Genomic DNA, 14,296 nt, shown 5'->3' on the forward strand with positions numbered 1-14,296 from the left:
GGAACCCCACCCCAATGAACACGATACGCCAGTACTACACCTTTTCGCTCGCCTTCACGGCAGTCTGCTTTGCCCTGGCTGCCTGGTACGGATGGAGCAGCACGGGATCGATCACAGCCACCCTGGGCATCCTCTGGATCGTGCTGGTACTGTCCATTCTCGAAGTTTCGCTCAGCTTCGATAATGCCGTGGTCAACGCCACGGTGCTGCGTGAGATGGATCCGGTATGGCAGCAACGCTTCCTCACCATCGGAATCCTGATTGCAGTGTTCGGCATGAGGATCGTGTTTCCAATCGCGATTGTTGCGATTGCGGCGGGCGTCGGCCCCGTCGAGGCGATTTCCCTCTCGCTGAACGATCCGCAGGAATACGAGCGGATTGTTTCATCGGCGCACATAGGCATTGCGGGGTTCGGCGGCGCATTCCTCGCTATGGTCGGTCTGACTTTCTTTTTCGACAGCGACAAACAAGTCCACTGGATCGCTGTACTCGAGCGGGCAATTAACAAGTTTTCCAATGTCCCGGCTGTGGAGATCGGGCTTGTCTTGCTGCTGATTTATGGCGTCTCGACAATGCTCGCGCCTGCCGATGCGATCGTTTTCCTGACAGCCGGGATTCTCGGCCTCGTCACCTTTATCGGTGTGCACGCCATTGCAGCGATCATCGAACAGCGTGAAGCACGCAAGAAAGCGGCGGGCGAAATCGTGAAGTCCGGTTTCGGTGGATTTCTCTACCTTGAAGTACTTGATGCGAGTTTCAGTTTCGATGGCGTCATCGGCGCATTCGCGCTCTCGAACAACATGGTGATCATCGCGCTCGGCCTTTCAGTCGGTGCGATGTTCGTTCGCTCGATGACCATTCACCTCGTTCGCACCGGGACGCTTGCCCAGTATCGTTATCTCGAACATGGTGCCTTCTGGGCCATCATTGTACTCGGTATGATCATGCTTCTGTCGGCGCGCTACCACATACCGGAAACCATCACAGGGCTCCTCGGAGCGACCCTGATCGGCCTCAGTTTTCTGTGGTCCGTCCATCATAACCGGAAGCATGGTGATGAACCGATCCAGCTAGATAGCTAGCCATAGGAGCTGCCAAGACCAGCTGAAAAAAGTGGTAGAGCAAGAGTGGCAGAACGATAAAGCCTGCCACTTCCGGTGCGAAGAGCACCGTCGCCAACGGCGCACCGATCGCCGCCGATTTTTGCCCGCCGGCGAAAAGAAAGGCGATGCGGTCGGGTGGCTCCAGTCGTAGGGCCGAGCTTGCCAGCCATGCCCCGACGTGGCCCACGACCAGAAAGATGAGGACCAGGATGCCGGTCCATACCCAGCCGGTGCTATCGATGCGGGTCCAGACGTCCTGCTCGACCGCACCGGAAAACGCCACGTAAACAGCCAGCGCAATCACCATCCGGTCGAGCGTGACGATTCGTGGCTTGTGGAGCGCAATAAAACTCTGGGTGCGGTTTTGCACCAACTGGCCGATGGCAAAGGGCACAATCAGTATTACAATGATCTTGAGAACGGCATCGGACCCGACCACTCCTTCGCCTGCCCCACCCAGCGCCAGAAACAAAGGCACGCTCAGAAATACCCCGATGAGACTGAGCAAGGCAGCAGAGATGATCGACAGGGCCACATTGCCGCGCGCAAGCGAGCTATAGGAAGTCGACGACTGGATCGTAGTCGGCAGTACGCCGAGATAGAGGAAACCGGCCGCAACGATAGGAGGGACGTCAGCCGGTGCCAGACGCGAAAGCTCTAACCCGACAAGCGCCATAGCCCCGAATACCCAAAATATTAGTGGCAGCAGGAAGCGCAAATTGGCGGCACCGGCGGCAATCTCGCTGCGTCGGATGCGCATACCGTTGAGCAGAAACAGCGCAAAGATGCCGATATTCGCGGCTACTTGAACAACGCCTCGCGCCGCGCCCGTCGCTGGCAAAAGGGCTGCCAAGGCAATAGCCAGCGCAAGCATGCGCAGCATAGGATCGGAGATGATACTGCGTAGTGCCATAATTGAGCTAGCGGCGGCGTTTGCCGAAGTCAGGTCTGCAAATCGTACTGCTTGAGCAGATCGTAGAGTGTGGGGCGACTAATACCGAGCAGCTTGGCGGTCATCGAGATGTTGCCCTGGCTGCGGGCCAGAGCCTGACGGATCATCCTTCGATCGGCAGCCTCGCGCGCTTGCTTCAGATTCAGAGCCATTTCGCCATCCTCCGCGCGTTCCCCAAGATCAAGGTCTTCCGCACTTACCAGCTTGCCATCGGCCATGATCACCGCGCGCTTCACACGGTTTTCAAGCTCGCGCACATTGCCCGGCCAATTCCAGGAGTCGATCGCTGCGAGCGCATCCGGGGCAAAACCTTTAACCTGCGGATTCATCTCGGCGGCAAAGCGGGCGAGAAAATGCTTGGCCAGCAAAACCGCGTCACCTGGACGCTCGGACAGGGTAGGAATTTTCACTACCACCTCGGCCAAGCGATAGAACAGATCCTCGCGAAAGGTTCCTTCGCCGATCATGGCCTCGAGATTTTGATGGGTGGCGCAGACGATGCGGGTATCGACCGAAATTGGTTTGCGACCGCCAATACGCTCGATTACGCGTTCTTGCAGGAAGCGCAGCAACTTCACCTGCAACGGGAGGGGAATGTCTCCCACCTCGTCTAGGAACAACGTACCGCCGCTCGCCATCTCTATCTTGCCTTCAGTCGTTTTGACGGCGCCGGTGAAAGCCCCCTTCTCATGTCCGAACAGTTCGCTCTCGAGAAGGTTCTCCGGGATGGCTGCGCAGTTTATCGCAACGAACGCGCCGCTTCTGCGATCGCTGGCCTGATGCAGTCCCTTTGCCAGGAGTTCCTTGCCCGTCCCGCTCGCTCCCAGCAGCATGACCGAGACGTTGGTCGGGGCCACGCGTTCGATGGTTCGAGCCACTTTGGCCATTTCCGGTGCGGCCGTTATCATTGTGCCAAGTACGGTCTTATCTTCGCCCACCTTCTCGGCCAGGCGACGGTTCTCTCCCTCGATCTGACAGAGCCGGAACGCCCGGTTCACTATTAGCCCAAGTTCCTCGATATCGACCGGTTTCTGATAGAAATCATAGGCTCCACGTTCGATTGCCTGCAGGGCACTCTCGCGAGCGCCATGCCCCGATGCGACGACGACCTTGGTATCCGGCTTCATCGCCATGATCGCATCGAGGACGGCAAAACCCTCGCTCGTCCCGTCAGGATCGGGCGGCAGTCCGAGATCGAGCGTAACCACCGCCGGCTCCTCGCTGCGCAGGGCCGCCAATGCCTGATCGCGATTGCCCGCGATAATCACCTCGTAATCGTCATAGGCCCATTTGAGCTGCGCCTGCAGGCCCTCGTCATCCTCCACGATCAGCAGCTTCGGTGCGTTTTGGGCCATCAGGCGATTTCCTTTCGCTCGGCGGAGCAGGAATTCCCAAGAAGTTCATGCGCCGATTGGAGAGGCAGGTTGAGGGTGAAACGAGTGCCGAGATCCACCCGGGATTCCACCTCTACACGGCCGCCCATCGAACGGATCATCTCGCGCGCTTCGTATGCACCGATACCGAAACCGTCCTCCCTTGAGGAAACAAAAGGCTTGAACAAGCCCGTACGGAGGAACGTCGGGGTCATGCCTCGTCCGCTATCGATAATCTGGACCACTCCGGAAATTCCATCACTATAGGATTCAATCATTACTGCACTGCCGTCGACGCTGGCATCGATGGCATTCTGCACGATATGCGAGAGCGCCTGCTCGAAAGCTTCCGGCTGGCCATTGACCTGCATCGGCTCGCTTCGAACGAGCAGAACCTGATGGTTTTTCGCGAATCTTTTGCAGGTTGCACGGATGATCGCAGACATATCGAATGCGCCCATTTCTTCCTGCCCTCCTTTGGCATAGCGGCCAAGACGTGAAAGCATCGTGTTTAGCTTATCTGCGCTATTGCGCAGGGTGATCAGCATGTCCTTGCGGAACTCAGGATTGTCAGCGTGCTTTTCGGCGTTGCGCAGCAAGAGCGACATCTGACTGGAGAGATTCTTGATATCGTGCATTACGAAGGCCATGCGGCGGTTGAATTCATCGAACCGCGCGGCTTCGGAAAGCGCTTCCTGGCTGGCCTGCTCCGCCAGATAACTGGCCAGTTGCCGGCCAACAATCGCAAGAAGATCGAAGTCCTCCCAATCGAGTTTTCGTTCGATTGCAGGCCGTGCGAGAATGATGATCCCGATCAGTCGATCGAAATGCAGAAGCGGAACCGCCGCCCACACCCGCAAATCTTCCAACAGCCATGCAGGCACATGCTCCAGTTCACCTTGATGTTCTATCCCCGAACGAGCTTCGTCTAAATCGAGGATCAGTCCTTCCTTCTCGAAAATGGTTGCCAATGCGGGAGGGATCGGATGAGCAGGTACTTCCAGCTGCGGCCAACGCCAGTTCGCACCTTGCTCGACCTGTCCTTCCTCGTTCACAAGCAGAAGCAGACCGGCAGGACTGTCCGTGATGTCTGCCAGTGACCTGATTGCACGCTCCGGCAAGCTGGCTTCTTCGGAGCTTCCGAGGCCGATGGTATGTGTGAAACGGATCCATTCGTTGCGATAATCGAAGCGGTGCTTGAACAGATGCTTCACCGCCGTGACCCGTAACCAGCCGCGCAAGCTGTGCGAAGGTAGCCAGATAAGTGCCAATGCACCCGCTGCAATGACGAGACCGACCTGGGTCATTCGCGCAACGCTGCCGGATAGCACATCCAGCCAGCTGGCAAGGCCAACCATCGCAAGCAGATAAACACCGATCACCAACAGCGACAGGAAATGAAAGGTCACGGCCCGCGACGGCCTGAAAGTCAATCCGGCTACACTCTTGTTGAAGCCTGTTGCAAAGGGAACGGCGATGATCGTCACTGCCAGTCCCCGAAGAGCCACCAGCTCGATCGGAAATGATCCGACAAGATATGCGATGGTGTAGAAATTCAGCGTAAAAGCCCAGAATCCCGCCATAGCTGCTGCGTTCCAGCGCAAGATCCTGCGTGATTCCGGGGCGGCGCCTACATAAAGATTGTGCAGCAATACCAGGGCCCCGACTGCCACGAGAACGCGAAAAAGCGCAGAAGTTTGCGTGGCAAGTAACTGAACATCGGCAGCAAACGGATGCCGATGTTCGATGCCGAGAAGCGCAAATTGCAGTATCTCCACGAATGCCAGAGCCGCCACGACCGGCCTGACGAGCCGAAGGCTTTCATCGCGGCCATCGTTGGCAAAGATACGGAAGAGAAAGAAAATCCACGCGAGATTAGCGAATATTTCGGTAAGCCCGACAATGGGATGGTCGAACGCGAGACTTGCAGCCGCAATGCACCAGTTTGCAGTGAATACCAGTGCAACGGCGCCCGCCCAGCGGTCCGATCGATCAGCCGCGCCCTTCCGAGCGATCCAGAACGCAGCGATCCCGCTGACAATCGCACCGATCGAATAGCATATGTACGAAAGGGATGCGGCCCAATCCATCAGACCGGTCCTGCCCCTTCTTTCGCCAGGCTCACCATTTTCGTTCCTCACCTGCGCAACCGAACATGCTGTTCTCTGCCTAGCGGGAGATTGGTGAAATGTCGGTAAATTTTACAACATACGAATCAAAAGGACGAAGCGCGTCCGGAGACGAGCCTCGCCCTTATGTACTATCGGGTGCGGAAATCTCAGTTTTCGACCGCGTCCTGCACTGCCTCGCCAGCATTTTGTGCAGCGTCGCCAACCTGCCCAGCCGCTTCACCTACCTCGGTCGCCGCCTCTGCGACTGCATTGTCCTTGGCAACCTCGGCCCCACTCATCTGCGAGAAGATGAAGATGGCACCAACGGCCAGTACCAGAACGATGAGCGCGATTACCCAGCCAGATCCACCGCCCCTTCGGCTTTCACCGTCGGTTACCACCGTATGGGTTGTATGCGTGTCACCCGAGGGAGTGCGCGTTTCCGTAATGCGTTCTTCGGTCATTTCAATAGTCCTTCCTGAAACCTATTGTGACGAAAACGCGGCGACTTGCAGTGCGGTTCCGCAGGAAGGGGGTTAACCGCGCAATCTAGGGTTCGCCGAACTCGAACGGCGTCGTCCCCCTGCGCATACGGTCGAAACGCAGCTTTCGCCCACGGGGCGGCAAAGATCGTTGAGAGCAATTCTCGCGGTGGCAACGTGCACAGCCGGGGCCGATGGGTTGGGCATCGGCAGGCCGTAGAGATATTCCGCGCGCCTGGGCCAACTCGCTGGCAAGCACAGCTTCGATCCCGACCGCTATGACAAATCGCGCCGAGCCTGCAGCCCCGCTACCTTCGACGCTCCTCATCATGGTCAGCCATCCTCCCTGTCCCTCGCTCGTCTCTTCAAGCGAGACAAATTGCACCACCAGTTCTCCACCACGCTCGAAGGCGCGGTGCGCATCCCAGAGAGGGCAGGAAACATCTTCTCCGGCAAAACGGGCGGTGCTCGCGCCCATAAAGCTCTTGGAGAACTGCCCTGCTCGATCAAGCCGAACCATAAAAAAGGGCAAACCGCGCTGGCCCACGCGCTGAAGCGTAGTGAGGCGATGGGCAAGCTGCTCGAAACTCACCGAAAAACGACGCTCGAGTACGGGAAGATCGTAACCTGTCGCTTCGCAGGCTCTCAGGAAGCGGCCGTAGGGCATGAGCAGGGCGGCTGCGAAATAGCCTTCGAGATGGCGTTTGAAGAGTGCCCGGGCGGCCTCGTCCTTGAATTGAGCCCCTTGTGCCACGGCCATAATCTCGTCGCGTTTTTCGAGTTGCGCGACCTGAAGGGCGAGCTGGAAATTGCGCGAGGCTGGTCCAAGCATTTCCGAAAGCTGGATCTGGCGGGCATGCAGATCGAGCCGGCTGAGGCTGTCGGGCAAAACCTCCTGCGGCAATATTCGCACCGAAAGCTGGTGGCGCTCGCGCAGACGTTCCGTCAGCGCAAGTCCGATGTCCCCGCGTGAGAGACGCATTTCGTCCGCGAGTTCTTCGGCGGCGTGATCGAGGTCGGCGAAATGGTTGCGCCAGCGTTCGATCTCCCGCCGCGAGGCTGCGAGGGGATCGTCTCCGGTATCGCCGCCGGGTCCGGCATTGTCATAGAGCCGTACAAAGGCTGCGGCCGCATGAGGGGCCGTTGCGAGCAGCTCGTCGAGTTCCTCGCGATCGATGGCGAGATCCGCGAACCGCGCATCGGCGAAGCGGCGGACGAGACCATCCAGCCCGCCAATGCTCTCATCTTCGCGGATGCTTCGCGGATCGAAGTCGAACTGCTCAACCAGAGCCATGATAACCCGCGCGCTGACGGGCCGCTGGTTACGCTCTATGAGATTCAGATAGCTGGGTGAAATCGACAATCGACCGGCCATCGCCGCCTGCGTCAGCTTTTCACGCTTTCGAAGACGGCGAATAGCCGGCCCGGCACGCACATTGTCGTCAGCCATGTTTGTAACTTTCTTTACATATTCACATCGATATTAGGGTATATTCACCGATATAGACAAGATATTTTGTAAATTACTCTGCCAAAATGATCGTCTCATGCGCATTGTCGCTGCAACGCCTCATCGGGCGATGACGTATCAGGAGACGACGCCATGACCTATCAGAGCAACATCGCGGAAATGAACGAAGCGATCGGACGGAAGGGAGAAAGCTGGGCCGCGATTGATGCCGCCAGCGCTGCCCGCATGGCTGTCCAGAACCGCTTCCCCACCGGTCTCGATATCGCCCGCTACACCGCGAAGATCATGCGCGAGGACATGGAAGCCTATGATCGCGATCCGGCAAACTACACGCAGTCGCTGGGCTGCTGGCACGGTTTCATCGCGCAGCAGAAGATGATTTCGATCAAGAAGCATTTCGGCAGCACCAAGCGCCGGTACCTCTATCTTTCGGGCTGGATGGTTGCCGCGCTGCGCAGCGATTTCGGTCCACTGCCCGACCAGTCGATGCATGAGAAGACGTCGGTTCCGGGGCTGATCGAAGAAATCTACACTTTCCTCAAGCAGGCGGACGCCCGCGAACTCGGCATGATGTTCCGTGAACTCGACGAGGCGAAGGCCGGGGGCGACGCGGTGAATACGCACCGCCTGCTCAAAGAAATCGACGAGCACCAGACGCATGTCGTGCCGATCATTGCCGATATCGACGCCGGATTCGGCAATGCCGAGGCGACCTACCTGCTCGCCAAGAAGATGATCGAGGCGGGCGCCTGCGCGCTGCAGATCGAGAACCAGGTCTCGGACGAGAAGCAGTGCGGCCACCAGGACGGCAAGGTCACAGTGCCGCATGAGGACTTCCTCCAGAAGATCCGCGCTATCCGCTATGCGTTCCTCGAACTTGGCGTTCCGGACGGCATCATTGTTGCGCGCACCGATAGCCTCGGAGCCGGCCTTACCAAGCAGATCGCTTTCTCCAAGGAACCCGGGGACCTGGGCGACCAGTATAACAGCTTCCTCGACTGCGATGAGGTCGATGCTGAGGACATCAAGAACGGACAGGTCTTCATCAGCCGTGATGGCAAGCTGCTTGCCCCCAAGCGCCTGCCTTCGAACCTCTACCAGTTTCGTGCGGGAACGGGCGAGGACCGCTGCGTGCTCGACTGCATCACGGCGCTCCAGAACGGTGCAGACCTACTGTGGATCGAAACCGAAAAGCCGCATATCGGCCAGATCGGCGGAATGGTAAACCGTATCCGCGAGGTGATCCCGAATGCCAAGCTGGTCTACAACAACTCACCCAGCTTCAACTGGACGCTGAATTTCCGCCAGCAGGTCTACGACGCATGGGAAGAAGCAGGCAAAGACGTCTCGGCCTATGATCGCGCCAAGTTGATGAGCGTGGATTACGACAGGACCGATCTCGCCGCCGAAGCCGATGAGCGTATCCGGACTTTCCAGAAGGATGCGGCACGCGAGGCGGGCATCTTCCACCACCTCATCACACTGCCGACATATCACACGGCAGCGCTGAGCACCGACAACCTCGCCCGTGAATATTTCGGCGAGCAGGCGATGCTTGGTTACGTCAAGAATGTGCAGCGCGAGGAGATCCGCCAGGGTATCGCCTGTGTGAAGCACCAGAACATGGCCGGATCGGACATCGGCGATGACCACAAGGAATACTTTGCCGGAGAAGCGGCTCTCAAGGCCGGCGGTAAGGACAATACCATGAACCAGTTCGCTGCGGCGTAAGGAGAGGAAGGATGACTACGATGACCGAAGACACTCCGAAGACCGAGCCAGGCCGCGCCCGCGCCCTGTTCTCGACCGCCGATTTCCGCCTGCTGCGCACCGCTCTCACCAGCTACGCCCGCCAGACGGAAGACCGCGAAGAACTGGCCAGGATCAACGCTCTGCATCACCGTCTCGGCACATACGTCCCTTCGGACGGCTGACCGTGGTCAAGTAACGAAGCGGTAGCGCGAGAACACGCCTACCCTCAAATCAGTTCTCCTGGGGAGGAGAAGCGGCTGCCGGAGTGCCCCAACGCTCCGGCAGCCGTCAATTTATCCGCCGTTGGCGGGCATCAGGTCGAGTGCCGCAGCAGCGAGTGCTTCGGCGCCAGTCCGCACAACCGCTTCCGCATCTGGCGCCCAGAACGGCGAATGCAGAGAAGGCAGCGGCTTGCCCTCCTCTTCCAGCGCGATGAGCATTTCGGCTGGGGTCCCGCTGATCCAGAAGATCATCGACTTCACGTCATCCGGCGCAGCGCGGCGAAACTGGCTGAAATCCTCGCCCCCCATGACCGCGGGCCACTGCATCACCCGGTCTTCGCCGAACCGCTGGCGAAAACCGGCTGCAAGCTCTTCGCTGAAATCGGGATCGTTGAAGGTCGAGGGTGTATAGGGCTCTTCCACCGTCACTACGGGATAGAGGTCCTCCGGCAGCCCGGCAGTAATGGCCTCGCCCCGGGCTACGCGCCGAATGCCGTCGAGCAGCAACTGTCGGCTTTCATCCGAATAGCTGCGCACGGTCAGTTGCAACTTCGCTTCGTCGGAAATGATGTTGTGCTTCGCGCCCGAATGGAAGCTGCCGACAGTTATAACGGCGGGATCGAGCGGCGAGGAATTGCGGCTGACGATCGTCTGCAATTTCATGACGATCGCGCTGGCAAGGACAATCGGGTCCTTGGTCGTGTGCGGATAGGCTCCATGTCCGCCAACGCCCTTCACCGTGATATCGACGCTATCGACATTCGCCAGCGCATACCCGGGTGTAAAACCGATAGTGCCCGCCGGGACGGGCGCGGCCGCATCGTGGAAAGCGATCACATATTCGGGCTTGGGGAACCGCTCGTACAATCCGTCTTCCAGCATGGCGAGCGCACCCAGCCCCAGCTCCTCGGCGGGCTGGAGGATCATGACCAGGGTCCCTTGCCATTCATCCTTCCTCTCGGCCAGCAACTGGGCAGCCCCGATGAATCCGGCCATGTGCGTATCATGACCGCATGCATGCATGACACCCGTCGTCACACCGCTGGCGGGCGTGGCCGTTTCCTTGCTGGCAAAGGGCAATCCGGTCTGTTCGACAACGGGCAATCCGTCCATGTCGGCTCGCAGCATCACGGTAGGCCCATCGCCATTGCGCATGACCGAAACCACGCCTGTCTGTCCCACGCCTTCGGTCACCTCGAAACCGAGCGCGCGCATCCGCTTGGCCAGCTTGGCGGCAGTTTCGTGTTCTTCGAAGCTGAGTTCGGGATGTGCGTGGAGATCCCGGTAAAGCTCCATCAGGCCGGGCATATCTTCGTCCAGCGAAGTGCGCAGGTCCTGCGCGTTGGCCGGTAAAGCGAAAGCGAGCGCTGTCACGCAAGCGGCAGTGATGGCTGTAGGACGAATGTAGGACATGGTCTGGTTACCCCTCCAGAATGGAAAACATACAACACGGACCCGAAGGGGAAAAATCCCTGCCTTCGGTCCACCCCGCGTTCTGTGCCGCAAGACTGGCAGAGGCACGCGCGATAGGAAAGGCCCTTAGAGCTGGTAGGTCAGGACCAGTCCCACGGAAAGCGCAGCAACCATGATCACCACCAAGGGGATTCCGGTGCGGATATAATCGCCAAATTCATAGCTACCCTCGGCCATTATGAGCATATTCGTCTGATATGCGATCGGCGTCGCATAGCAGAGATTGCAGCCGAACAGCACGGCCAGCACCAATGGCTCTGGCGGCAAGCCGAGTTGCGCAGCGATGCTGAAGGCAATCGGCGTACCGACGGTGGCCGCAGTCGCGTTCGACGCGAAGTTGGTGAGAAGAGTGACGAACAGCATGATCGCAGCGAGTACGCCTGCAGGTGGCAGATGCTGCAGGCCGGATGAAATCAGCAGTCCCAGCCAGTCTGCCGCCCCGCTTTCGAGAACGATCCGTCCGATCGCAATACTGGCGGCGACCAGTACGATCACCTTGCCGGACAAGGCACGGCCGACCCGGTCGAACTTCACGCAGCCGGTCACGAACATCAAGATCGCACCCGCCAGCGCTGAAATGGCGATCGGGACCTTGAGCAAAAAGAACCCCTCGCTCCCGAAAAAGGGTAGCCCGACCGAAGCCAAGGCAACCGATCCGATCATGATGGCCGCGGCCAGCACCGCCTTCGATCGGCGCGGCAATTCGCGCATGCCTTCGAGCTTGAGGAGGCTGTCACCTTGGGCGAAATTTTGCAGGTCGTCAGGTAGGCCCATGACGAGCAAGACGTCGCCCTCGACGATACGCATGTCCCCGCCGACAGAGAACTTATCCTTTTCCCCTACCAGCCGCTTGGGCCTGTGAAGGCCAATCACCGCTACCCCATAGAGGTCCGCAATCCCGGAGGTAGGCAGCGTCCGGCCGATGAGGCGAGAGTCGGCCGTGACGGTCATTTCGACGACGGCAATATCGATGCTCTTTTCCTGGGAACTCCGACGGATACGCTCCATCACCCAAGAAGGCGCAGCGTCCCCGCGCAGAACTCTTGCCGCTTCCTCGATCACCTCGTGAGTGCCGGTCATGGTGAGGCGTTGATTCGCCCGCATTAACCCGGGTGGCACTTCCTCGAACTCGATTCCTTCCGGGAGGCGCTTGACCACTTCGGCCAATTCGCGCCCGTTGAGCATCGAATTCTCGGTCACTCTCAACCGGGTCACAAAGCGGCGTAATTCATGCTGGTCGAACACCCGGTTATCGCCAAGCAGGCGCGGCATAACCAGCCAGAGGTACGGCAGAGCAAACACGGCCGCAAAGAGGACGATCGGCGTGTAATCGAATACGCCCATTTCGCGCATCCCGAGATCCACGGCGATAGATACGACGAGAATGTTCGTGGACGTACCAATCGTCGTGGCCATTCCTCCAATCAGTACCGCAGCGTTGATGGGGATCAGCGTCTTCGACGCCGGCATGCCTCCGCGGTGCGCCAGCGCGACGAAGATGGGCAGGAGAAGCACGAGGACGGGCGTGTCGTTGACCGCCATCGACAGGACCATCGCAACTACCAGCGAAATCAACAGGCCGAGTTGCCCGTTGATCTTGAAGACCCGTTCAAGGAGGCGTGCAGCAGGTTCCAGCGCACCGGTAACAACCAAACCGCGCCCCATGATCATGAGGGCGCAGATGGTGATGAGTGCGTAATGTCCGAAGCCTGAGAACGCAAGCGAGAGGCCGTCGGTAGGTGCCGTGCCTTCGAGCGGGAAAAAATAGAGCCCCACCGCAATCACGGCGATGGTCATCAGCGAGATGATCTCCACCGACATTCGCCCACGCGCAAAGGCGATGAACATGGCGATTGTCACCGCCATGGCTGCAATCGCGTGGTAGGACGGCATCCCGATCATCCGGTCGGATCAATCCCACCGCTATCGCCGAATATCAAGCGATTTCGCGATGATATCGGGGCTGCACCCGCGGATCTTAGAGCCGAATACCGATTGTCCTGGATGGTACCCCTGGCCGGACTCGAACCGGCACTTCGTAAGAAACTCGATTTTGAGTCGAGCGCGTCTACCAATTCCGCCACAGGGGCACTGTGCTGGAGCGCGACGCGTTAGCCGCGCGTCTTTGCCGCATCAAGCTTTCAATGAAAATCGCCCGCAATCGCCACCCTACTTGAGCGCATTCGCGAGCATCTTGTGCAGTTTGGAATGCAACTGATCGTTCGCTGCGAGGATCTGCTTCGAGTGAATCTGCTCCGAACGGCCGCGGAAGTCGGAAACGAAGCCGCCCGCTTCGCGCACGATCAGGCATCCGGCCGCTGTGTCCCAGTCATTGAGGCCGCTCTCCCAGAAGCCGTCGAAACGTCCGGCGGCGAGCCAGGCGAGATCGAGCGAAGCGGCGCCGAACCGGCGGATGCCCGCCACATTGGGCCCGATGGCGTTGAATATCTTCGACCATTCGGAAAAATCGCCATGACCGGAGAAGGGAATGCCGGTGGCGACCAGCGCTTCCGACGGATTGCGGCGAGATGAAACGCGCAGGCGGCCGTCATGCAGCCACGCGCCGCGCGTCTTCTCGGCCCAGAAAGTCTCGTCGGTAACCGGGTTATAGACCACCGCGGCAGTGACATCGCCCCAATCGTCGCTGCCCAGCTTGCGCTCCTGCACCGCGATGCTGATCGCGAAATGCGGGATGCCGTGCAGGAAATTGCTGGTTCCGTCGAGCGGGTCGACGATCCAGCGCGGCATGCCGTCCTTCCCCTCGATCGTTCCGGCTTCTTCCATCTCGAAACCCCAATCGGGGCGCGCGGCCAGAAGTTCGTGGTAGATTGCGCGCTCGGCCCGCATGTCGGCCTTGGACACGAAGTCGGAAGGGCCCTTGCGGCTTACCTGCAGGTGCTCGATCTCGCCGAAGTCGCGGCGCAGGCGGCCACCCGCCTTGCGCGCGGCCTTCTCCATCACGCGGATCAGTCCGGAAATTGCGGCCATTATACTCTCTTATTCGGTCAGGACGCGGATCGAACGCGCCTGCAGGTGGATGTCGCCCCACTCGCAGGCCATGTCGAACTTCGTGCCCTCGATGTTGAATGTTTCGATAGCGAAGCGGCGCTGCATCCCGTCGCCGGCGGTTTCGCGCCGGTCGAGCTGCAGCTTGCTGATCCCGGCGAACTTGAGCAGGCCGGGATGCCAGCAGCACTCTTCGCCCGCGCCGGGCTCTTCATAGTCCGGATGTGCAGGCTCAAGGCAGAAATCCATCTCCAGCGTCAGCTCGTCATCGTTGATGATGACCGCGCGCAGCGTGCTTTTGGCGATGTCGACATTATCGAAACGACTGGCGATGGATTTGCCCATGTCTGCG

12 protein-coding genes and 1 tRNA gene are annotated in these 14,296 nt (G+C 59.2%); 3 read left to right on the forward strand and 10 right to left on the reverse strand.

The genetic code is table 11. From position 1 onward, the window contains the following. Window positions 1–14 precede the first annotated feature (14 nt). Window positions 15–1,082 carry a DUF475 domain-containing protein gene (locus tag AC13CE_RS09340; protein ID WP_221540779.1) on the forward strand — a complete coding sequence of 356 codons (1,068 nt, stop codon included), beginning with the start codon at window positions 15–17 and terminating at the stop codon, window positions 1,080–1,082. On the opposite strand, the gene AC13CE_RS09345 is transcribed toward AC13CE_RS09340, so the two are convergent. The 5 genes from AC13CE_RS09345 to AC13CE_RS09365 all read right to left on the reverse strand — a co-directional run bounded on the left by AC13CE_RS09345 (window position 1,015) and on the right by AC13CE_RS09365 (window position 7,471). Then, window positions 1,015–2,016, reverse strand: a complete 1,002-nt coding sequence (locus AC13CE_RS09345) for a bile acid:sodium symporter family protein (RefSeq protein WP_482972200.1) — start codon at window positions 2,014–2,016, stop codon at window positions 1,015–1,017. The genes AC13CE_RS09340 and AC13CE_RS09345 overlap by 68 nt on opposite strands. A gap of 29 nt (window positions 2,017–2,045) precedes the next feature. Next, entirely contained in the window at window positions 2,046–3,410 is a 1,365-nt protein-coding gene (gene prsR / locus AC13CE_RS09350) for a PEP-CTERM-box response regulator transcription factor (protein WP_482972201.1), read from the reverse strand. After that, window positions 3,410–5,518 (reverse strand): XrtA/PEP-CTERM system histidine kinase PrsK, encoded by a 2,109-nt coding sequence (prsK, locus tag AC13CE_RS09355; protein ID WP_221540785.1) that lies wholly within the window; start codon window positions 5,516–5,518, stop codon window positions 3,410–3,412. Before prsK ends, prsR begins: the two co-directional genes overlap by 1 nt. Window positions 5,519–5,706: 188 nt before the next feature. Then, window positions 5,707–6,003: a hypothetical protein gene (locus AC13CE_RS09360; RefSeq protein ID WP_221540787.1), complete on the reverse strand. Its 297-nt coding sequence runs from the start codon at window positions 6,001–6,003 to the stop codon at window positions 5,707–5,709. Between the two features lie 85 nt (window positions 6,004–6,088). Then, window positions 6,089–7,471, reverse strand: a complete 1,383-nt coding sequence (locus AC13CE_RS09365) for a helix-turn-helix domain-containing protein (protein WP_221540788.1) — start codon at window positions 7,469–7,471, stop codon at window positions 6,089–6,091. Between the two features lie 153 nt (window positions 7,472–7,624). Between AC13CE_RS09365 and AC13CE_RS09370 the strand changes: the two genes are divergently transcribed. Beyond that, window positions 7,625–9,223 carry an isocitrate lyase gene (locus tag AC13CE_RS09370; protein ID WP_221540790.1) on the forward strand — a complete coding sequence of 533 codons (1,599 nt, stop codon included), beginning with the start codon at window positions 7,625–7,627 and terminating at the stop codon, window positions 9,221–9,223. An 11-nt stretch (window positions 9,224–9,234) separates the two neighbouring features. Next, a complete protein-coding gene (locus AC13CE_RS09375) occupies window positions 9,235–9,426 on the forward strand; it encodes a hypothetical protein (protein WP_425594526.1) in 192 nt (63 codons plus the stop codon). Window positions 9,427–9,537: 111 nt separating this feature from the next. Here AC13CE_RS09375 and AC13CE_RS09380 read toward each other — a convergent pair whose 3' ends face one another. From AC13CE_RS09380 to AC13CE_RS09400, 5 genes are all read right to left on the reverse strand, one after another. Further along, window positions 9,538–10,878 (reverse strand): amidohydrolase, encoded by a 1,341-nt coding sequence (locus tag AC13CE_RS09380; RefSeq protein ID WP_221540792.1) that lies wholly within the window; start codon window positions 10,876–10,878, stop codon window positions 9,538–9,540. Between the two features lie 126 nt (window positions 10,879–11,004). Then, a complete protein-coding gene (locus AC13CE_RS09385) occupies window positions 11,005–12,831 on the reverse strand; it encodes an SLC13 family permease (RefSeq protein WP_482972202.1) in 1,827 nt (608 codons plus the stop codon). Window positions 12,832–12,943: 112 nt separating this feature from the next. After that, a tRNA-Leu gene (locus AC13CE_RS09390) sits at window positions 12,944–13,028 on the reverse strand. Between the two features lie 79 nt (window positions 13,029–13,107). Beyond that, window positions 13,108–13,926 (reverse strand): inositol monophosphatase family protein, encoded by an 819-nt coding sequence (locus AC13CE_RS09395; protein ID WP_482972203.1) that lies wholly within the window; start codon window positions 13,924–13,926, stop codon window positions 13,108–13,110. A gap of 9 nt (window positions 13,927–13,935) precedes the next feature. Continuing rightward, on the reverse strand, window positions 13,936–14,289 hold the full coding sequence (locus tag AC13CE_RS09400; RefSeq protein WP_221540795.1) for a hypothetical protein: 354 nt from the start codon (window positions 14,287–14,289) through the stop codon (window positions 13,936–13,938). Between the last annotated feature and the right edge of the window lie 7 nt (window positions 14,290–14,296).

The organism is Qipengyuania sp. B-5 (genome assembly GCF_056857815.1).

Coding starts and splice junctions, on each gene's coding strand:
- AC13CE_RS09340 (WP_221540779.1), top strand. CDS start 15: ATGAACACGATACGCCAGTACTACACCTTTTCGCTCGCCTTCACGGCA.
- prsK (WP_221540785.1), bottom strand. CDS start 5,518: ATGGATTGGGCCGCATCCCTTTCGTACATATGCTATTCGATCGGTGCG.
- AC13CE_RS09395 (WP_482972203.1), bottom strand. CDS start 13,926: ATGGCCGCAATTTCCGGACTGATCCGCGTGATGGAGAAGGCCGCGCGC.
- AC13CE_RS09365 (WP_221540788.1), bottom strand. CDS start 7,471: ATGGCTGACGACAATGTGCGTGCCGGGCCGGCTATTCGCCGTCTTCGA.
- AC13CE_RS09380 (WP_221540792.1), bottom strand. CDS start 10,878: ATGTCCTACATTCGTCCTACAGCCATCACTGCCGCTTGCGTGACAGCG.
- AC13CE_RS09385 (WP_482972202.1), bottom strand. CDS start 12,831: ATGCCGTCCTACCACGCGATTGCAGCCATGGCGGTGACAATCGCCATG.
- AC13CE_RS09400 (WP_221540795.1), bottom strand. CDS start 14,289: ATGGGCAAATCCATCGCCAGTCGTTTCGATAATGTCGACATCGCCAAA.
- prsR (WP_482972201.1), bottom strand. CDS start 3,410: ATGGCCCAAAACGCACCGAAGCTGCTGATCGTGGAGGATGACGAGGGC.
- AC13CE_RS09370 (WP_221540790.1), top strand. CDS start 7,625: ATGACCTATCAGAGCAACATCGCGGAAATGAACGAAGCGATCGGACGG.
- AC13CE_RS09375 (WP_425594526.1), top strand. CDS start 9,235: ATGACTACGATGACCGAAGACACTCCGAAGACCGAGCCAGGCCGCGCC.
- AC13CE_RS09360 (WP_221540787.1), bottom strand. CDS start 6,003: ATGACCGAAGAACGCATTACGGAAACGCGCACTCCCTCGGGTGACACG.
- AC13CE_RS09345 (WP_482972200.1), bottom strand. CDS start 2,016: ATGGCACTACGCAGTATCATCTCCGATCCTATGCTGCGCATGCTTGCG.